Below are 21,050 nucleotides of genomic sequence, written 5' to 3' on the forward strand. Positions count from 1 at the left end.
TCTGATCTCTTTTCGTACGCTCCACCCTTGGGCTTCTTTGGGGGTGTTGTATCTTGGCTTAGGGGGCTTAGCTGCTCCTCTGGAGCGTCTAGGCTTCGTCCCGAGGATCACGCTTTCTAGAGCCCTTTCGGGGATATACTTAGAGCGAGGTAGTGTACACGCGTGTACACTGTTGTATACACGTGGGTACACTATGGTATACACACGTGTATACTTTTCCCCTCCTAGGTAGTAGCTATATACGACCTCCACCTAGGCTCTCCCCACTCTCGGTATGTGTGGTATAGCCTGCCTAGTGGAGGGGGATAGGTGCGATAGGTCTATAAGTCTAATAGGTGCAATGGGTCTAATAAGGTATGGGGAAGTGTGTAGCCCTAGAGCTGGAGGGCTATGGCGTGTCGGGCGGTAGAGCTGTGACTGCCCTAGGGTGAGAGAGCGAGTAGCCGTGCCCTAGAGTTAGGTGTGTAGTGTGCTGGGGATAGCTATGCTGTGTGTTGGGGCTGTATGGTGTGGGCTAGGCTGTCCATTAGGTAGGGGTGGGTATGCTATGTGTGATGGGTGTAGCATGGTGTGGGCTAGGCTGCCTATTAGGTAGGGGTGGGTATGCTGTGTGCGATGGGTGTAGTATGGTGGGGCATGCTGTCCTTTAGGTAGGGGCGGGTATGCTGTGTCTATCGGTTGGGGGGGGATGAGGTAGGCATGATGGGCAGTATAGGTGGGCAGTGGGCGAGGGGAGGAGGATAGCTGTGCTGTCGGCAAAGTCGGGCAAGAGGCGAGGAAGGTGGTATAGGGCAGGCGAGCTATTTGTACCTTTGTGGGCTGTTATATATGATACCCCATAGATACGTATGGATAGATTAGTCACCCCAGCCTTCGCCCCCGAGGAGCTACGAAGGCTTCTGAAGACCTCCCTCCCCGTCCAGGAGGGTAGTGCCTTGATACGACACATCCTGACTGATAGCCGTTCACTCCTCAGCCCTTCAGATACCCTCTTCATCGCCATCACTACCGATTCGGGGGATGGTCACCGCTATATCCCACAGCTCTACGCCCGTGGGGTACGTAGCTTCGTCGTGGAGCACTTGCCAGAGCAGGTGACTAAGGGCGAATGGTCGGGCAACTGGTATGTCGTCCCCTCCTCGGTACGAGCCCTGCAGTGCATCGCTTCGGCTCATCGGGCTCGCTTCCCCCAGCTACAGTGTATCGGGATCACGGGAAGTAATGGGAAGACGATCGTTAAGGAGCTCCTCTATCAGCTCCTAGAGCCGACACGTGCTGTCGTGCGCTCCCCTCGTAGCTACAATTCGCAGATCGGTGTCCCCCTCTCCGTGCTCGGGATAGAGGCGACAGACGAACTGGCGATCCTAGAGGCGGGTATCTCCCAGCCCCATGAGATGGCACCCCTCCGGGAAGTGATCCAGCCGAGTATTGGCCTCTTCACCTGCCTAGGTAGTGCCCATCAGGAGAACTTTGTGTCGCTGGAGGAGAAGCTTCGGGAGAAGCTCCAGCTCTTCACCGCCTGCCATACGACTGTCTACGGGATAGATGACCCCCTCGTGGCACGGCTGATGCGGGAGGCTTGTCCCGAGGGTGAGCACCTCACCTGGAGTAGAAAAGACCGCACTGCGACCCTCTATGTAGAGCGAGAGGAAGCACGGGGAGATAAGACGAACCTCCAGCTACGAGCCCTAGGGAAGGACTATCAGCTGACCCTCCCCTTCACCGATGCGGGTTATGTGGAGGATTGCTTGGTCGCCCTCACGCTCATTACCCAGCTTGCCCCCGAGCTCCTGAGCCAACCCGAGCGATGGGAAGGCCTTCACTCCGTGGCCATGCGCCTAGAGGTCAAGGATGGTATAGCGGGGAATACCCTCATCAACGACTCCTACAGCTGTGACCTCCAGTCGCTCTCTATCGCCCTAGACTTCCTGAGGCGACGGGCTACCGCCACGGCGATGCGTCCAGTCCTACTGCTCTCGGACATCGAGGGAAGCGGCCTCGGTGACCAAGTCCTCTATGGCGAGGTGGCGAGCCTGATCCGTAGCTACGGGGTGCAGGAGCTGATCGCCGTAGGGGAGCATATCTCGTCCCAACTGGAGGGGCTCGAGGGGGTGCAGGTCATTACCTTCCCCACGACACAGGCTTTGCTGGGGTCTCAGGTGCTGTCACAGATTCAGGGGAGCTGTCTGCTGATTAAGGGGGCTCGGCGCTTTGCCTTCGAGGAGGTCTACCGCAGGCTCTCCATTCAGGAGCACCAGACAGTGCTGGATATAGACCTACAGGCTGTCGTGCACAACCTCAATCACTACCGAGCTCTCCTGCATCCCCAGCATCCGATCATCTGTATGATCAAGGCTGATGGGTACGGCACAGGTGCCTTTGAGCTAGCACGCACACTGCAAGAGCATAGGGTGGAATACCTCGCCGTAGCCGTCGCAGACGAAGGGCGAGAGCTTAGGGAGAAGGGGATACGCACCCACCTCATGATTATGAACCCCGAGCTACGCAGTGCCGAGACCCTCTTTGCCCACATGCTAGAGCCCGAGGTGTACAGCTTCCAGCTCCTAGAGGGGCTTCGTGCGAAGGCTCGGGCGCTGGGGGTGCAGGACTTCCCGATACATATCAAGGTCGATAGTGGGATGCACCGCTTGGGCTTCGACTACGAGGATATGGAGCGTCTCGGTAGGGAGCTCGCTGCGTGCAGTGAACTGCGGGTGTGCACGGTCTTTAGCCATCTAGCGACGGCAGACGAGGAGACCAAGGCGGACTATGTCCACCACCAGTATGAGCAGTTTGTCCAGAGCTGTGATGCGCTGGAGCGTACCCTCGGCTATCGTCCTCGTCGCCACCTGCTCAATACGGCAGGGATCGAGCGTTATCCCCAGTATGCGCTGGATATGGCTCGTCTTGGGATCGGACTCTACGGCTTCAGCCCCACGGCTAGGGCAGGGGTAGAGCCCATCGCCCGCTTCTCTACTGTGATCCTTCAGGTGAAGGACCTGAAGGCAGGCGAATACATCGGCTGCGGCTGTCGTGGGCAGCTCGCTCGTGATTCCCGTGTGGCGGTACTGCCCGTCGGGTATGCCGATGGCTTCAGCCGACGACTGAGCCGGGGAGCGTATGCGGTGATGATCCGTGGACATCTCTGCCCCACGATCGGCAATGTGTGTATGGATGCCTGTATGGTCGATGTGACGGATGTGCCCGGTGTGCTGGTAGGGGATGAAGCGATCCTCTTCGGATGCGAAGGCCTTCCCCTAGAGGATGTGGCCGAGGTCTGCGATACCATCCCCTACGAGATCCTCACGGGGATCTCCTCCCGAGTCCAGCGTCGCTACTGGCGTGAGTAAGGGAGGACGACTATACGCACGCTCTTTACATCACGCTCTTTACATCAACATTGCCCTTGCCCCAGATCTTGTAGGGGATGAAGGTAGACACAAGGCCTCCGGTTTGGTGCGAAGTGCAATGGTGTTATTGAGGGATCCTTCCCTCACAAGCTAAGATGAGTGAGGGGTATTTCTTAATGTTCCTAGAAGCAAATGTAGAGACTTTCCTACCGAAAAGCAAAGTTTATATATAATAAAAATACTAACAAAGTATAATTAAAATAATTAAGAACTAAAGGTGCTGTTTCGTAGTCTCTTACCCCTTCTTTGACCCTAAAACCACCCCTGTAGTCCCTGCCTTGTTTGACTCCTAATTTATTGATAATAGAGTGAGTTTTGATGCTTGCTCTTGCCTGAGTCGGTCACAAGGAGATTACCCTCGAAGCTCTCTCACTACTCATCCTGGAGCCAACCTATGGCGATAGCAGGTGGGGATATATCGTGCATAATTGTGTTAAACAAGGAGATCTAGTTGCTTACGAAGGGTGTATCTTGTACTTTTGTGAGAGCAGACTCATGGGGTCTCGATAGTACCTCTACCCGCTGGGGGTATGTATCTACTCCGCCCTAATATGTCTTAACAAGAGTATGGTAAAGGATCTACATTTAGAGAATATACGCAGGGAGTACTCCTCCCTGAGTCTCGGGCGCAAGGATTTGCCTGATGATCCCTTTGAACTCGTGGGCAAGTGGCTCAACCAAGCTATAGAGACCCAGGTCAATGAGCCCACAGCTATGATCGTCGCCACCTCGACCCCCGATGGCTACCCAAGTGTCCGTACCGTCCTACTGAAGGAAGTGCTGGACGAGCAGTTCGTCTTCTATAGCAACTATGAGAGTCGCAAGGGGCAGCAGATCGCTGCCAATCCTCATGTTGCCCTCACGTTCCTATGGCACGAGCTGGAGCGTCAGATCCATGTAGAGGGGGATATTCACCGCCTAAGCCCTGAGGAGAGCGATGCCTACTTCGCCATGCGTCCCTACAAGAGTAGGGTAGGGGCACGTATCTCTCCACAGAGTCAGCACATACCCTCGCGCGAATACATCATGATGCGCTTTGCTTCGGAGAGCCTCCGCTTCGTAGGGCGGGAGGTACCTCGCCCAGCCAACTGGGGGGGCTGGGCTGTCGTACCCCGCCGTATTGAGTTCTGGCAGGGTCGTGATAGCCGACTGCACGACCGCTTCCTCTACGAGCGGCAGGCAGACGGTAGCTGGGAGATCCATCGCCTCGCCCCATAGCTCTCCATAGCTCTCCATCGCTCCTCGATAGGTGATCTTATGCCCACGCCACCCAACTATATCCAGGCCTTCCTCGACTATCTCCGCTCCGAGGTCGATGCCTCGCCCATGACGATCCACGCCTACTCGGTGGATCTATGGGCGTTCCTAGCCTATACAGAGGAGCGACTAGGCGAACCCTTCGCCCCCACGGAGCACGACCTCGACCTCGTACGGAGCTGGCTATCTCATCGGTTGGACACGGGCTCCAAGGCCTCTTCGGTGGGTAAGTACCTTGCCTCGCTCAAGAGCTACTATCGCTATCTACTACGCAGTGGAATCATTCGGGTCAATCCTATTCAATCCCTCCGTCCGCCGAAGGCAGATAAGCCTCTCCCCGTCTACGTCCCGACAGCAGAGCTCAATAGGCTCATTGACGAATCCTCCGAGGCGCAGGACTGGATAGGGGTACGAGATCAGCTCCTCCTATCTATCCTCTATGAGTGTGGGCTGAGACGCTCTGAGCTCGCAGGCCTTCTGGATCGTAATGTAGACCTTCACTCCCGACAGCTCAAGGTGCTGGGTAAGGGACGCAAAGAGCGCATCGTCCCCTTTGGCGAAGGCTTAGCCCAGGCCATCAAGCACTGGCGGGATATACGTGATGAGCGGTTTGGCTCTACCGAGACGCTCTTGGTCACCTCTCGGGGTGGAGCGATGAGTCCCCATTCTGTCTACCAAGTCGTACACCGAGCCCTCGCCTCTGTGCCTCACCTCTCCCGTCGTGGAGCGCATGCCCTTCGTCACTCCTTTGCCACCGATATGCTTAACTCGGGGGGCGACCTTATGCTCCTGCGTGAGCTCCTCGGTCACAACTCTGTCTCCACGACCGTACGTTATACCCACACCTCCTTCGAGCAGCTCAAGCAGGTCTACCAAGCTCATCCCCGTGCGAGCCACACTCCGCCTGACGAGCCCGAAGGGGAGGGCTAACCCCTTTCTCCCCCATAGTTTCCCAGGCCTTGATACCTTCGCTCTCTGCCACACGTACACCTATCACCTATACATTATTATATAGCTCTCTACCACACACACGCTCTACCTCATCTCGTTCCTTGTCTCCATACGACGTCTCTTCCTCCACTAGTTGAGGCATTTCACTACAGCACACACTATCATATATACCATCCTATACACACTCGTACTATGCGCCTTATTACCTATATATGCCTTCTTCTCCTTGTGGTGAGAATACCCCTTGGGGCACAAACATGGACACCCGACCTAGGCGGTGACGGGATCGTGCCCCCAGCTCCGACTTGGCGATTAGACCGTGATCACTTCTTGCTCCGAGGGGGAGCGATCGAGCTCCATGCTCCTCGCCCTGTGGCACGGGGGCTGAGTGTCCTCTCCATTGCTACGACTTTACCCGAAGATCCACGCTTCGAGGGGCGCATACGCTGGCAGGTGCAGCCCTCCTCGGTGAACTGTAGTTATGTCCTACTATGCTGTCTCTCCCAGCAGGGTAATACCTACGACTATGTTGCCCTCGCTGTCGGAGGCGAACATCACGGCATCGCCCTCGTGACGCTCTCTCTACAGCTAAATCCCGAGGGAAGTGCCTCACGCATCAAGTACCGAGAGACCAAGACGCTCATCGAGGAGGAAGGTGTTGCCTCTACCCATGTCTTCAGTATCGACTATCGGGTGGACTACCGAAGAGGAGTAGGCTGGCGTCTCGTGATCTCCTTCCCTGACAAGGGCGGGCAACCTCTCGAGCTCGGGACAAATGATGAGTTCCTGCCCTCTTTGCCGACGAAAAACTCCCTCGCCTGGGTCTGCCAATACTCCCCGAAGAACAACGAGGCTTGGCAACTTAGCCACCTTCGGATCTCCTCCGCCCTAGGTCAAAGCACTCCTCCCCCAAGTGACGACCCTGCCCCCGACCCCGTTCCTCCCATTGACACCAATCCCGGTAAGCATGTCCTGATCTCTGAGGTGATGGCACACCCTGCGAAGGAAGGGGTAGAGTACATTGAGCTCTACAACCCCACGGATGAGCCTCTTCGCCTTTCGCCCTACCGCCTTGTCGTCGGGCGGGATGCAGAGTCGGTAGAGGTCGTCTCTCTGCCTGATGTCTCCCTCTTCGCTCGCTCGTTTGTCGTCCTGACGAGTGACCGCTCCACGCTGATGTCGCTCTACGGGCTTCCGGCTCAGGGTGTCCTAGAGGTAAGCCTTCCCCATCTTACAGACCGAGCAGGGGTGGTTGGGCTCATCGATGCCACGGGGCGCACGATAGATGCCTGCAGCTACGACAAGGCTCGTCTACCTAGGGGAATGAAGACCAAGGCTGGCGTAGCGTGGGAGCGTGTCGATCCCCTACGTGATGACGACGGAGCTACCAATTGGCGTCCTGCACGTGCTACCCAAGGCCATGCTACCCCTGGTAGATCCAATTCGCTTTGGAGCAAAGAGCCGAGAGAACAAGACCCCAAGGCCTCTGATGCCCCTCGTGGGGGCTCTACTACCCCCTCGGAACTTCTGCAAGAGCTACGTGCATACTCAGGCCACCAAGTCACCTGGCGTATCTATGACCTGATGGGGCAACTCGTTGTCCAGCAGAATGAGGGGCACCACCCGACGAACCTGCTCTCGCTCCTAGAACATCCCGAGCAGCACCTAGAGGCTCTCGTCGGTTCTCGCCGTGGGCTACTCCTCCTCGTCGTCACCCTTTCAACTCCCGAGACCCTCAGTGATCGACGTGTCGTTAAGCTCTACCGCCCCTAGGCTCTCACGGGCTAGTCTCCCTCAGCTGGCGACAGCTCCCTATCTCTCCATGCCTAGGCTCATCACCTCATCCATCGCCCTATCTCCCCCTAGGCTCATCATCCAGCACTCCTCGGCTATCTAGTCTAGCGCCCCACACACTATACCTCCTAGCACTCATAGTCTATCCACCCTGCCCAACCCACACAGCTCTACCAGCTCTGGTGCACTCTGGGCTAGGTTTGGCTAGCTTATTAGGCCTATTGCACCTATTGCACCTATTAGACCTCTCGCTCCCATAGCTCTGCTGGGGCTAGGTCTAATAGGTGCAATAGGTCTAATAAGTCTAATAGGTCCGATACTATAGCCCCCCACTCTGTGGGGCTCTACTATGGGTATCTCCCTCGCATCGTCCTCTCGTGGTCTGCTCCCTCCCACACACTCTCTCATCTACCAGCTGTAGTGCTCATGCGCACATTAGCTGTCGTGGGCATCGTCCTCTCGTGGTCTGCCCCCTCCCTCACACACTCTCTCATCTACTAGCAGTGGTGCTCATGCGCTCATCTGCTATCGTGGGCATCGGCCTCTTGTGGTCTGCTCTCTCCCCCTCACACACTCTCTCTTCTACCAGCAGTGGTGCTCATGCGCTCATCTGCTGTCGTGGGCATCTTCCTCTTGTGGTCACTCCCTCTCCCCACTCTTTCTCATCTACCAGCAGTGGTGCTCATGCGCTCATCTGCTGTCGTGGGCATCGTCCTCTCGAGGTCTGCCCCCTCCCTCACACACTCTCTCATCTACCCGCAGTGGTGCTCATGCGCTCATCTGCTATCGTGGGCATCCTCCACTCGTGGTCTGCCCCCTCCCTCACACACTCTCTCATCTACCAGCCGTGGTGCTCATGCGCTCATCTGCTGTCGTGGGCATCGTCCTCTCGAGGTCTACTCCCTCCAACACGCACTCTCATCTACTAGCAGTGGTGCTCTCCCGAGTGGGGGAGAGAGTTCCGTCTCCCTAGCTTTGCCTAGAGCTAGTGAGTAGCATACCTATATTAGACTTATTGCACCTATTAGCCCTATGACCTATTAGCCCTACTGCACCGATAGCCCCACGCCCCATTTATCCTGCCCCTATCACCAGTCGCTCATCACACCCTTTCCGAGAGCCCCCTAGAGTAGGGCTCGGTATGTCCACTGTAATCACCTTACATAGGTGACTGGAACGATCATTATATGTTCGCCTCCCCGCTCTCGGTAAGAGCGCAGTCATCACCTTACATAGGTGATTAGGGTGGATATTATATGCCCTCTATCTCCCTTCTCGGCATGTCCTAGCTCCGCCTCTCGTAGTGCCCGATATAGAGGGAGTTAGGAGAGGGGATTGGGCGGGTGGTTACCTTTGGCTATTGACCAAGGGGAAGGGGTGGGGAAGGGCGCATATCTGGACGACTCTCGTGGAGGGCGGGTGTCATGCTCTGTGAGAGTACACATGCTGGGAGGGCATATATGAGTGCGCACCCCTTAGAGTGGGGAATTGGTGTTGGGGTGCTTATGCTTATCTTTGTCTGTATTATATATAATGTAAGGAGGACTTATTTGAGGAATAAATACATGAAGCTGAACATGAACTTCCGCCCTATGCTCCTGGATAGGCTCAAGGGCTACACGACGCAGATGCTCACCCGAGACCTAATGGCTGGGCTGATCGTGGGGATTGTCGCCCTGCCTATGGCTATTGCCTTCGCTATCGCTAGCGGAGTGTCGCCCGAGGTCGGGCTGGTCACAGCTGTCATCGGGGGCTTCATCGTCGCTGCCCTCGGGGGAAGCTCCGTACAGATAGGTGGCCCGACGGGAGCCTTCATCATCATTGTCCTCGGGATCATCGGGGAGTATGGGATGAGTGGCTTGCTACTGGCGACACTTATGGCGGGGATTCTACTGGTGCTGATGGGCGTCTTGGGCTTAGGCTCTCTGATTAAGTTTATTCCCTATCCTATTATCTTGGGCTTCACGGCTGGTATCGCCGTGACGATCTTCACCACTCAGGTCAATGACCTCTTTGGGCTAGGGCTGACTTCGCTCCCCAAGGAGTTTGTGCCTAAGTGGGGCGTACTCCTCTCCTCGCTCGGAGAGACCCATTGGCTGACTCTAGCCGTGGGGATTGGGAGCATCGTGATCATCCAACTCACCCCTCGTGTGACGAAGGTGATCCCAGGTTCGCTGGTAGCGATCGTGGTGATGACCCTCGTAGGCTATGCCCTGAAGACTTGGGGTGGGGTCACCGACCTCGTCACCATCGGAGACCGCTATCAGATTTCCACCGCTCTGCTGACCCCCGTAGCCCCCGAGCTGAGCTGGCAGGCCATAGGAGCACTGATCTCACCCGCCTTCACGATCGCCCTCTTGGGAGCTATTGAGTCCCTCCTCTCGGCGAGTGTGGCCGATGGGGTGATCGGGGAGCGACACCGCTCCAATACCGAGCTGATCGCTCAGGGGGTCGCCAATATCATCGTCCCCTTCGTGGGCGGTATCCCTGTGACGGGTGCGATCGCTCGTACCATGACCAATATCAACAATGGGGGGCGCACCCCCGTCGCCGGTATGGTACATGCTATCGTCCTGCTACTGATCTTCCTCTTCCTCATGCCACTGACGGCCTATATCCCGATGGCTTGTCTGGCGGGTGTGCTGGTGGTGATCTCCTACAACATGAGTGGATGGCGGTCGGTACGCGCCTCGCTACGTGGCCCGCGCAGTGATGTGGCGGTGCTGGCGACGACCTTCCTGCTGACGGTGCTCTTTGACCTAACGATCGCTATAGAACTAGGGCTACTGCTCTCTATGCTCCTCTTCATGCGCCGTATGGTGGAGTCTACGAAGATCCTCGTTTCCCGCAAGGAGCTCGCCCTACATGCCCACGGCGATGACGGGCATCATGGGACGCAGGAGGTGCTCACCCTGCCCGATGGGGTAGAGGTCTATGAGATCGATGGGCCTTTCTTCTTCGGTATTGCTAACCGCTTCGAGGAACTGGTTATCGCCACCCGAGATCGCCCGAAGGTACGTATCCTGCGTATGCGCTTTGTGCCCTTCATGGACTCGACGGCCGTGCGCAACCTCCATATCCTCGTCGAGACCTCCCGCACACAGGGTGTACAGCTCGTCCTCTCGGGGGTCAATCCTCGGGTACGTGCCACACTCGAGGCCACCGAGATCGCAGATCTCATCGGAGAGCGTTATATTTGCTCTGATATTCACCAGGCACTAGAGGCCGCACAGTCATATATTAGCGAAGACAAAGAGAATGAAGATAGGTAAGATCGATCTAGGGCATGAACCCCTACTCTTAGCCCCGATGGAGGATGTGACGGATGTCGCCTTTCGCCTCCTCTGCAAGCGGTTCGGAGCCGATCTTGTCTACACGGAGTTCCTAAGTGCCGATGCCCTGATCCGTCAGGTAGCGGGGACGACACGCAAGCTGGCTATCGACCCAGAGGAGCGTCCCGTAGCGATCCAGATCTACGGGCGTGAGGTAGAGCCGATGGTAGAGGCAGCACGTATCGCAGAGGCTGCGGGGCCCGAGCTGCTGGATCTAAACTTTGGCTGTCCCGTCAAGCGGGTAGCAGGTAAGGGGGCAGGCAGTGGGATGCTTCGCTGTCCCGATCAGATGCTACGTATCGTCAAGGAGGTCGTCCGGGCTGTGAACATCCCCGTGACCGTCAAGACCCGCCTAGGCTGGGATAACGAGAGCAAGATCATCGTCGAGCTAGCCGAGGCACTGCAGGACTGTGGGATCCAGGCACTCACGATCCACGGACGGACACGTGCCCAGATGTACACTGGGCAGGCCGACTGGAGCCTCATCGGAGCTGTGAAGGCCAACCCTCGGATGCATATCCCTATTATCGGTAACGGAGACATCACTACGGGAGAGGAGGCTCGCCGAGCCTTCGACACTTATGGCGTCGATGCCGTGATGGTCGGACGTGCCACGATCGGGCAACCCTGGATCTTCGAGCAGATGAAGTACTTCCTCCAGACAGGTCAGGAGCCCCCCCTGAGAGCCAAGGCATTCTATGTGGACATCCTGCGTCAGCTCGTGGATAACAATATCCACAAGCTCGATGAACGTCGGGGTATCCTCCATAGTCGCCGTCATATAGCAGCGAGCCCAATCTTCAAGGGCATCGACAACTTCCGCCCCGTGCGCATCGCTATGCTCCAGGCGACGACACGAGAGACCCTCTTCCACGAGATCGCACGAGCCGAGGAGCTACTCCTCAGTACGGGGACACACTGGAGCTAACACATCGCATATACAGACATCTTATATAGATACTATTCATAGTACATGAAGACGAATCTCTATCTAACGCCTCTCCTACTCTCGCTAGCCCTCTTCTGTGGGTGCAGTCGTTCGGGGCAGCAGCACTTCTCCGTCTCGGGGACGATCACAGACGCCTCGGGTAAGGTACTCTACCTAGAGACCACGAGTTCCGATGAGGCACAGACCCTAGACTCTGTGGTCCTAGGGCAGGATGGGCGCTTCTCCTTCGAGGGAGAGGGACATGCCTACCCGATGTTCTACCGCCTAAGGCTGGGCGAGGAGTCCATCCCCTTCGCCGCTGATTCGCTGACGCAACTTAGCTTGACGGCTTCGGGCGATAGCCTCTTTGCCTCTTACCGCCTGACCAAGGCAGAGGCCTACAACGAACAGATACGAGAGATCAGTCACCTACGCTGGCAGACGGATCGTGCGATCGAGGCCTTCATCGCCTCGCTCCCCACACTTAAGATGACGCAGGAGGGGATAGAGCAGCATCTCGATTCGCTGAGTGGAGGACTCAAGGAGGTACTGAAGAGTCGCTATATCTACGCAGACCCCAAGAGTCCAGCGGCCTACTTTGCCCTCCTACAGACCTATCGTGGGGGCGCCTATTTCTCCGTAGAGACACCTGCTGATGCCAAGGCCTATGCCGCTGTGGCGACAGCCTACGACACCTTCTACCCCACAGCCCCCTATACCGCTCTGCTCAAGGAAGCCGCACTTACGGCACTAGCCAACCAAAGAGCTCACTACCGAGCACAGAATCCCGACACCACGCAGAGAGCTAAGCCCCATGTCGTGGACTACCCAGAGCTCAAGCTACGAGACAAGTCTGGTCAGGAGATCTCCCTCACCGAGGTGGCATCCCGTGGCCCTGTCCTCCTGAGCTTCACCTCCTACGCTCAGGAGTGGTCTCCCGAGCTCGTTGCCCAGCTACGAGCCCTACACGAGAGCCATCCCGAGATCACTATCTATGAGGTGTCCCTCGATCGTGATGCCTACTTCTGGAAGAATGCTACACGCACCCTACCCTGGATCAGCGTGCATGACCCCTCGGGGAGAAGCCTCTCGACCTACAATGTCCAGCAGCTCCCCACCTTCTTCTCCATACGAGGAAGCGAGCTCAAGCGCCTTGCTTCTCCTCGGGAGATGATCAAGTAACGACAGCCCAATGAACAGACGCTCCACCCCCCTCCATCGTCGTATCGGTAGCTACCGCTCGTCCCTCTCCTCCAAGCGGAGAGGACGCAGTAGGGGGAGAAGGATCGGGCGTATCGCCCTCGTATTCCTCCTCTTCATCCTCCTTGCCCTCACCGCAGGCGGGGTATACCTCTATAATACCCCTGCAGGAAGAGGAGCAGAGGAGACGACCTACCTACTCATTGCTCCAGGATCGGGATATGCCCAGCTAGAGAAGCAGATCCAGAGCAAGATCTGGCTCCGCTTCCCAGCCCTCTTCCGCTACTATGCCCAGTGGAGAGGCTTGACGACAGGTTCCCTACGCTCAGGACGCTATGCTATCCCCCGAGGAGCTACGATGCCCGAGCTTGTGGATATTCTCCAGCGAGGGGAGCAGGCGCCACTGACGATTACCCCTACGGCGCAGAGGACGGAGGCGGAGATCATAGACTTTCTCTCCTCCCATCTTTGGCTACGGGCTGATAGCCTTCGTGCGCTGATGCACAGCCCGAGGATGCAGGAGCGTTATGGTGTCAGTGCCGAGGCCTTCCGTGCCGAGGTCCTTCGTCAGCCCCTCACGGTCTACTGGGATACCTCAGCTGAGGCCTTGCTGGATAGTATCCATAGCGGGTACTTGAGTTTCTGGAGTGGAGCACGTAGCACGCAGGCGGCAGCGCTTGGTCTTAGTCCACTGCAGGTGACGACGCTTGCCTCGATCGTGGAGAGTGAGTCCGCCAAGTCCGATGAATATAGGCGCATAGCAGGGCTGTACCTCAATCGCCTTCGCCAAGGTATCCGCCTACAGTCCGACCCGACGGTGAAGTTTGCCCTCGGGGACTTTTCGCTGCGTCGTATCCGTGCTGAGCACCTCACCGTCACCTCCCCCTACAATACCTATCAGGTCGTAGGGCTCCCTCCCGCTCCCATCGTCCTCCCTCGTACCTCTACCATCGATAGTGTACTCTCAGCCGAGCAGCACGACTATATCTATATGTGCGCACGTGAGGACTTCTCGGGCTACCATAGCTTTGCCCCTGACTATGCCATACACCTAGCCAACGCTCGGCGCTATCAGCAGGAGCTCAATAGGCGTGGAATCAACTAACCCTAGGCAATGATCGATCACAAGGTTTGGACAGAACGTACACGTCTCCTGCTGGGGAATGAACGAGCAGAGGAGCTACGAGCCTGTCATGTGCTCCTAGTTGGGCTCGGTGGTGTCGGGGGAATGGCTGCCGAGATGCTCGTGCGAGGAGGGATCGGGCGGATGACCATCGTCGATGCCGATATCATCCAGCCCTCCAATATCAATCGTCAGATCGTAGCCACACAGAGCCATCTAGGAGAGGCGAAGGCCTTTGTCCTTGCAGAGCGCCTACGGGATATCAATTCCGAGCTGGAGCTGGAGGTCATACAGGAATTCCTACGAGACGATAGTATGGTGGAGCTCCTTGCCCGTCATCCCTATGACTTCGTCGTCGATGCGATCGACTCACTTAGCCCCAAGGTACACTTGATTGCCTTGGCTAGGCAGAATGATCTGCCTATCATCAGTTCGATGGGCGCAGGAGCTAAGAGTGATCCGAGCCTAATCCATCAGGCTGACCTCTCTCGTAGCTACAACTGCGCCCTAGCAAGAGCCCTGCGTAAGCGACTACGCAAGCTCGGTATCACCCGTGGCGTCCCCGTCATCTTCTCCTCGGAGCTCCCCGACGAGGAGGCGGTACTGGAGATCCAGGGTGAGCCCTGCAAGCGCTCTACCGCAGGCACCATATCCTATATGCCTGCCCTCTTTGGCTGTCAGCTAGCAGCCTATGTACTCCGTCATATCACAGCACGATCATTCGCAAGACCCCAATCATGATCATACAAGCAACGAACATACACAAGAGCTTCGGCTCCCTAGAGGTGCTCAAGGGTATAGACCTCACTGTACAGCAGGGAGAGATCATCTCCATCGTAGGCGCAAGTGGGGCTGGTAAGACCACGCTCCTACAGATCCTCGGGACGCTAGAGCAGGCCGACCCAGGTGCCTCCATTCAGGTGCTGGGTGAGGAGGTAACGGGGCTCGGGACAAGGCGTACCGCAGAGCTACGCAATCGTACGATGGGCTTCATCTTTCAGGCGCATCAGCTCCTTCCTGAGTTTACGGCTCTGGAGAATGTCATGATACCAGCTATGATCCTTGGGGAGTCAAAGGATACGATACGTGAGCGAGCGTTACAGCTCCTAGACCGACTTGGGCTCAGGGAACGTGCTAGTCACAAACCCTCACAGCTCTCGGGGGGGGAGAGTCAGCGTGTAGCAGTCGCACGAGCTCTAATCAATGAGCCTGCTGTGATCTTCGCTGACGAACCCTCGGGGAGCCTAGATACGGCCAACAAGGAGAGTCTGCACCAGCTCATATTCGATCTGCGTAGAGAGCTCGGGCAGACGTTTGTGATCGTCACGCACGACCCCGAGTTCGCTCGTCGTGCAGACCGCATGATCGTCCTCAAGGATGGACGTATCCAGTCGATTGAGGATGCTCCTAGTCGCTATGCCCCATCTCCAGGGGCTACGTCTCTCTCATCCTCTGCTCCTACTGCGACGCCTTCCCCTACGCCCACGGCGACAACTCCGTCTCCCTCCACGGCTACACCTTCTCCAGCTCCTGCGGCGAAGCCTACACCCGCACCCACGACAGCGACTGCGCCTGCATCCACGACGAAGTCTGTGGAGCCTACTCCTTCGCCAGCCAAGGCACAGCCCGAGGCTGTAATACCTAGACCCGAGTCGAAGCCTTCGACCGAAGCCCCTCGCCCCGCTACCGCCAAGCGACCTACGGCGCAGGCAAGCAGTCAGCCTACGACGCAGGCTACACCCCCTACTGCGACGAAAAGCCAGCCCCGCCCTGTGTCCCAACCACGACTACAGCCCACTGCACACCCACACGCCCAGCCTGCGGTATCTCAGCGTCCCTCGTCTACCAAGAGTAATCCCCTAGCACCCAAGCGGACTAGTGCTCCTATTGGTCCTCAAGACTCGGAGGACGGGCCAGAGCCAGTAACCATCTGTATCTCCCCTGAGCCTCCTACGCTCTCTATGTCCTCTACCCCTGAGCCTACACCTAAGGGGACGACACCCGAGGATCCCGAGGAAGCTCGTACCCGAGCTCTAGCGGAGGCAATCGAGCAAGTCTGGTAATCCCCCCTCTCTATCTCCATGCGACAGACGGATCGGATATTAGGACGAGCGGAGCGCAAGGTCATGATCATCCTCTTGCTCCTCCTCTCCTCTGCGCTGGCGGTCTATGCCCTCACGGCTCATCGCTCCTCTTCCTCGGCATCTGTATCAGCAGGGGCACAGCAGACTGCGGAGACTCCAAACACCTCGCCTAATCCGATAGGGGCGAAGCATGCTCACTCCGATAGTCTCATCACCGATGAGCACTATGTCGGTGGACCAACGAGCCGAGGGGCACGTGTGGAGAAGTTCAGACGTTACGTCCAGCTGGACCTCAACCGTGTGGACTCCCTCACCCTACTACGTATCCCGGGGGTAGGTCCAGCCTTTGCTCATCGTATCCTCTCCTTCCGCCAAGTCCTCGGGGGCTACTATACCGTCCTACAGCTACAGGAGGTATATGGAGTGGATGAGGATAAGTTTCTAGAGCTACGCCCGTGGTTTGTCATCAAGACTCCACCTCATACCCATCAGCTCTCGACGCTAAGGGCGGACTCGATCCCATGGCATCCCTACCTAAGCCGAGCGACACAGCGAGCCCTACATCGCATGGTGCTACGGCATGGTAGGCGCTTGACGTGGCAGATCCTTCGTCACGAGGGTACGTTTACCCGTGATGATAGTATTCGGCTAAGCCCTTACTTCGTGGATGCTCCTGTGGGGGCAGATAGTACGGAGCGTGGGGCATAGGGTACGCACTCCAGAGCAGGCCTCTCCACCATATCACTCTCTCATCTCCTCTTATCTCCTCACTATGGCTTATCGTCGTCCTCTGACCTATTCGCAGATGATCGTGATCGCTCTGCTCTGGCTTGCCCTCCTGGTGTGGATCCTCGTAGGCTCACCTCGACTTGATGGGCTCACTCTACTGACCCTTGCGGCCTCGGGGGTGATCGTCTTCTACCCGATCATCAAGAGCTATCGTGAGCGCAAATAGCTAGGCTGACTCCCCACGCTCCCGCCCTACATATAGCGATAAGCAGAGAGCACCGCCTCCCAATTCCTCTGGGGGGCGGTGCTTTCTGCTTATCTCGTCCGTGGTCTAGGGTGAGGGGTCACCCTAGGAGGGTTATTCTTCTTCCTCTTCCTCCTGCATGTTGGTGAAGACGTTCTGGACATCTTCGTCCTCCTCGAGCTTGTCAATCAGCTTGGCGAGGGTCTCACGCTGTTCGGGGGTAACGGGCTTGGTATCGTTCGGTAGGCGAACGAACTCTGCAGAGGTGATCTCGTAGCCAGCACTCTCTAGGTAAGCCTGGATCTGAGCGTTGGCAGAGAAGGCTCCATAGAGGATGATCTCGTTCTCGTCTTCCTCCAGCTCCTCTACGCCGTAGTCGATGAGCTCTAGCTCGAGCTCCTCGAGGTCCATCCCCTCCCGCTTGACGATGTGGAAGATGCACTTGTGGTCAAAGAGGAACTCTAGGCTACCCGAGGTGCCGAGGCTACCGCCGAACTTGTTGAAGTAGCTACGGACGTTGGCTACCGTACGAGTCGTGTTGTCGGTAGCGGTCTCGACGAAGATGGCGATGCCGAAGGGGCCGTAGCCCTCGTAGTTCATCTCCTTGTAGTCGGAGAAGTCCTTGGAGGTAGCCTTCTTGATGGCACGCTCCACGTTCTCCTTAGGCATGTTCTCCTTCTTAGCCGTCTGCATGAGCACACGTAGGCGAGGGTTGGTCTCGGGGTCTCCACCACCAGCCTTGACGGCGATCGTGATCTCCTTACCTAGCTTGGTGAAGACGCGGGCCATATTTCCCCAGCGCTTCATCTTACGAGCTTTCCGATATTCAAATGCTCTTCCCATGTCTATTCTTTGCTTATGATCGTTGTGTTGGGTCGTTATCGTAGTTCTGCTCCCAGGCTCTCTAGGAGGTTCTTTTGGATCTTGGTCATGATGGCCTCGATCTGTCCCTCGCTCATCGTACGCTCGGGATCCTGTAGGTAGAGCGTGATGGCATAGCTCTTCTTGCCTACGGGGAGGTTCTTGCCCTCGTAGACGTCGAAGAGGGTGACGTCTCGCAGGAGCTTCTTCTCCGTGCGTCGGGCGATCTCTACGACCTCGGCGAAGGTCGTCCTGCTGTCTAGTAGGAGGGAGAGGTCACGCTTGACGACGGGATACTTGGGAAGCTCCTTGATGGTGGTCTTCGTGCGCTCGGCGAGCGTATTGAGTAGCGTCCAGTTCACCGAGGCGAAGTACACGGGTAGGTCGATCTCCCAGCGGTCTAGTAGCTGGGGGGCTACCTGCCCGAGACAAGCGACCTCACGCCCATCGTGTGTCGCCCACACGAGGGCTGGCGAGGCGAAGATGTCTCGCTCGCACGTCGTCGTGGCTAGGCTACCGAGGTTGATGCCTAGGCGGTCGAAGAGGTGCTGTACATGTGCCTTGAGCTCGAAGGGGGAGACCGTCTCATCGCTATGTGCCCAGCTATTCTGTACCCGCTCCCCTGCAATCCATAGCCCTAGGGTCGCCGTCTCACGGTAGCCTGCTAGGGTGGTAGCGGTATTGGGCATCTTGGGGTCAAGCTCATAGCAGTTGCCCCACTCGTAGTAGTAGTGGCTCTTCTGCTGGCGGCGAAGGTTACGGCTGATGGTAGCGAGTCCACCGAAGAGTAGGGACTGACGAAGGACGTTCAGCTCTCCACTCAGTGGGTTCTGTAGCTGTACGAGACGGTCCTGAGGTAGGGAGCTAAGCCCTTCGTAATAGCTCTCGGAGGAGAGGCTATTGCATAGGATCTCGTTGAAGCCTGCCCCTGTGAGCTGCTCAGAGAGGAGGAGGCGACGGCTATAGGAGCGGTCTGCTGCCCCCTTGGGGCTGAGGTTAGCGTGGATATAGCCACTGAGCTCTACGCGGTTGTATCCGTAGATACGTAGGATATCCTCGATGACGTCTACTTCACGAGTCACATCCACACGGTAGCGAGGTACTAGGAGGTGCCACTGGTCTCCCTGTCGGTCGGTGATCCGTATCTCCAGCTGGCTGAGGATACGCTCGATGTCCTCCTCGGGGATCTCTAGGCCGAGGAGCTGGTGCATGCGTCCGAGGCTCAGTGTGACGGAGTAGGGCTGCGCAGGCTCGGGGTAGTAGTCGACCATCCCGCCGTCGATATAGCTATCGGGGCAAAGCTCTAGGATCAAGGTGCTAGCACGTAGCAGTGCCCACTCGGTGGCATTGGGGTCGAGCCCACGCTCGAAGCGGAAGGAGGAGTCAGAGCTCACCCCGATGCGACGTGCCGTACGACGCACGCTGGAGGCATTGAAGTTCGCAGCCTCTAGGAAGATCTCCGTCGTCTGCTCGGTCGTCCCTGAGTCTAAGCCGCCCATGACGCCAGCGATGCAGAGAGGAGCGCCTTCGCCCGAGGCGATGAGGAGGTCTTGCTCGGTGAGCTTCACCTTGCTCTGGTCGAGGAGAGTCATTTCCTCTCCCTGGCCTACACGTATGCGTAGGCCTTGTGTCCCGACCTTGGCTAGGTCGTAGGCATGTAGCGGTTGCCCTATCTCGTGGAGGACGAAGTTCGTGACGTCCACGACATTGTTAATCGGCTTGAGCCCGAGGGTCTCGAGTCGGCGACGGAGCCACTCGGGGCTCTCCGTGACCTTGAGCCCACGGATGACGAGCCCTTGGAAGCGAGGACAGAGCTCGGGGGCTACGTCGACGGAGACGGGTATGGGGCAGGTGCCCTCGGGACGACTGAGTACCTGGGGGAGGTGAGTGTGGACACGCTCCCCGGTACGCTGAGCGAGGTAGGCTGCTAGGTCACGTGCCACGCCGTAGTGGGAGGTAGCATCTACGCGATTGGGGGTAATATCCACCTCGAGGACATAGTCCGAGGTGACGCCGAAGTGCTCGGCGGCAGGCTGCCCGATGACGACCTCGTCGGCATCCAGCAGGATGATCCCACTATTGTCGTTCCCTACGCCTATCTCCACCTCGCTACAGAGCATCCCGTAGCTCTCTACGCCACGGATCTTACCCTTCTTGATGGTGAAGGACTCCCCGCCGGAGTGGAGTACGGTATCTATGGTCGCTACGACGACGGCCTTGCCCGCCTGTACATTGGGGGCACCACAGACGATCTGTAGGGGTTCACCCTGACCGATGTCTACGGTGGTGACGTGTAGGTGGTCGGAGTTGGTATGCTCTTGGCAGGTGAGTACTCGCCCGATGACTAGGCCACGTAGGCCTCCGGGGATCGACTCGACCTCCTCGACACTCCCTGTCTCTAGTCCGATGGAGGTAAGGGCCTCGGCCACCTCCTCGGGGGTGAGGTCTGTAGGTACATAGCTACGCAGTAGGTCGTAGGATATATTCATCTTTTGTCCTCTTTATATAATGGTGTATAGGGCTTACATGCACAATATTTAGGATACAAATGTACGAAAAGCCCCTCATACATAGGGGAGATACCCTAGGAGCTAGGGCGGGCTCATGCGCTCCTGCCGGATGCTCCACGCTCTGCCTCTTTCGGGAATATTACTTCCTACCCGAGGGGGTCCCAGCTGTATGGCTTAGAGTGACTGGGTGTTAGCCCCGAGTGCTGTGTCCGAGAGAGCTCTACGGAGGATATACTTAGAGCGATGTTGTGTACACGCGTGTATACAGTTGTGTACACGTGGGTATACTCTTGTGTACACACGTGTATACTTCTCCGCCTCCGATATAGTCGGGATGAGCCTATAATTATGCGCCTAAAATATGTCTCCTAATGAGTCTAATGGGGATCTCTACCCAGCCCCGAGGGCTGGCCTAGGAGTGTGGGGAGGTGTTGGTCAGGGAGGGGGATGGCTCAATGTGTCGATGAGCTGCTGTAGGGTATTGCAGTGCATCCCGAGTAGGGTGGCTAGGTGGCTCCTGGGGATAGCGTTGAAGAGCTCTGGCCGTCACTCGTAGAGGTAGATGACACGACGGGTCAAGTTGGGTTGCTGGAAGGCTCTATGTCCTCGGTTTAGCTGTGCCTTTAC

At 57.2% G+C, this 21,050-nt stretch carries 13 protein-coding genes and 1 pseudogene; 12 read left to right on the plus strand and 2 right to left on the minus strand.

Annotation, left to right across the window (positions count from 1 at the left end; translation table 11 throughout):
• Positions 1 to 848: 848 nt before the first annotated feature.
• The 12 genes and pseudogenes from QZ554_RS00640 to QZ554_RS00695 all read left to right on the plus strand — a co-directional run bounded on the left by QZ554_RS00640 (position 849) and on the right by QZ554_RS00695 (position 17,034).
• Positions 849 to 3,350: a bifunctional UDP-N-acetylmuramoyl-tripeptide:D-alanyl-D-alanine ligase/alanine racemase gene (locus QZ554_RS00640; RefSeq protein ID WP_297193410.1), complete on the plus strand. Its 2,502-nt coding sequence runs from the start codon at positions 849 to 851 to the stop codon at positions 3,348 to 3,350.
• 627 nt (positions 3,351 to 3,977) lie between these two features.
• Complete coding sequence (gene pdxH, locus QZ554_RS00645) at positions 3,978 to 4,628, plus strand: pyridoxamine 5'-phosphate oxidase (RefSeq protein ID WP_297193412.1); 651 nt, start codon at positions 3,978 to 3,980, stop codon at positions 4,626 to 4,628.
• A 39-nt stretch (positions 4,629 to 4,667) separates the two neighbouring features.
• The gene (locus QZ554_RS00650) at positions 4,668 to 5,597 is read left to right on the plus strand and encodes a tyrosine-type recombinase/integrase (protein WP_297193414.1); all 930 of its coding nucleotides are present in this window, start codon (positions 4,668 to 4,670) and stop codon (positions 5,595 to 5,597) included.
• A 249-nt stretch (positions 5,598 to 5,846) separates the two neighbouring features.
• Positions 5,847 to 7,391 (plus strand): lamin tail domain-containing protein, encoded by a 1,545-nt coding sequence (locus QZ554_RS00655; protein ID WP_297193416.1) that lies wholly within the window; start codon positions 5,847 to 5,849, stop codon positions 7,389 to 7,391.
• Between the two features lie 1,586 nt (positions 7,392 to 8,977).
• Entirely contained in the window at positions 8,978 to 10,684 is a 1,707-nt protein-coding gene (locus QZ554_RS00660) for a SulP family inorganic anion transporter (protein WP_297193418.1), read from the plus strand.
• Complete coding sequence (gene dusB, locus QZ554_RS00665) at positions 10,671 to 11,672, plus strand: tRNA dihydrouridine synthase DusB (protein WP_297193420.1); 1,002 nt, start codon at positions 10,671 to 10,673, stop codon at positions 11,670 to 11,672. The genes QZ554_RS00660 and dusB overlap by 14 nt, the downstream gene beginning before the upstream one ends.
• 45 nt (positions 11,673 to 11,717) lie before the next feature.
• On the plus strand, positions 11,718 to 12,854 hold the full coding sequence (locus tag QZ554_RS00670) for a DUF4369 domain-containing protein (RefSeq protein ID WP_297193422.1): 1,137 nt from the start codon (positions 11,718 to 11,720) through the stop codon (positions 12,852 to 12,854).
• A gap of 10 nt (positions 12,855 to 12,864) precedes the next feature.
• A complete protein-coding gene (gene mltG / locus QZ554_RS00675) occupies positions 12,865 to 13,977 on the plus strand; it encodes an endolytic transglycosylase MltG (protein ID WP_297193424.1) in 1,113 nt (370 codons plus the stop codon).
• Positions 13,978 to 13,986: 9 nt separating this feature from the next.
• Entirely contained in the window at positions 13,987 to 14,736 is a 750-nt protein-coding gene (locus QZ554_RS00680) for a tRNA threonylcarbamoyladenosine dehydratase (RefSeq protein WP_297193426.1), read from the plus strand.
• Positions 14,733 to 15,389 (plus strand): annotated as a pseudogene (locus tag QZ554_RS00685) (ABC transporter ATP-binding protein); the annotation flags it as partial. The gene QZ554_RS00680 and the pseudogene QZ554_RS00685, both read left to right, overlap by 4 nt.
• Positions 15,390 to 16,076: 687 nt before the next feature.
• Positions 16,077 to 16,787: a helix-hairpin-helix domain-containing protein gene (locus QZ554_RS00690; RefSeq protein ID WP_297193428.1), complete on the plus strand. Its 711-nt coding sequence runs from the start codon at positions 16,077 to 16,079 to the stop codon at positions 16,785 to 16,787.
• A 64-nt stretch (positions 16,788 to 16,851) separates the two neighbouring features.
• On the plus strand, positions 16,852 to 17,034 hold the full coding sequence (locus tag QZ554_RS00695; RefSeq protein WP_297193430.1) for a hypothetical protein: 183 nt from the start codon (positions 16,852 to 16,854) through the stop codon (positions 17,032 to 17,034).
• Between the two features lie 132 nt (positions 17,035 to 17,166).
• Here the strand turns inward: QZ554_RS00695 and QZ554_RS00700 are convergent, their stop codons facing one another.
• Together QZ554_RS00700 and pheT are read right to left on the minus strand one after the other, a co-directional pair.
• On the minus strand, positions 17,167 to 17,895 hold the full coding sequence (locus tag QZ554_RS00700) for a YebC/PmpR family DNA-binding transcriptional regulator (RefSeq protein ID WP_297193432.1): 729 nt from the start codon (positions 17,893 to 17,895) through the stop codon (positions 17,167 to 17,169).
• 35 nt (positions 17,896 to 17,930) lie between these two features.
• Positions 17,931 to 20,402 (minus strand): phenylalanine--tRNA ligase subunit beta, encoded by a 2,472-nt coding sequence (gene pheT, locus QZ554_RS00705; protein WP_297193434.1) that lies wholly within the window; start codon positions 20,400 to 20,402, stop codon positions 17,931 to 17,933.
• Positions 20,403 to 21,050: the final 648 nt, after the last annotated feature.

Source organism: uncultured Porphyromonas sp. (genome assembly GCF_915070105.1).
Lineage (GTDB): Bacteria > Bacteroidota > Bacteroidia > Bacteroidales > Porphyromonadaceae > Porphyromonas.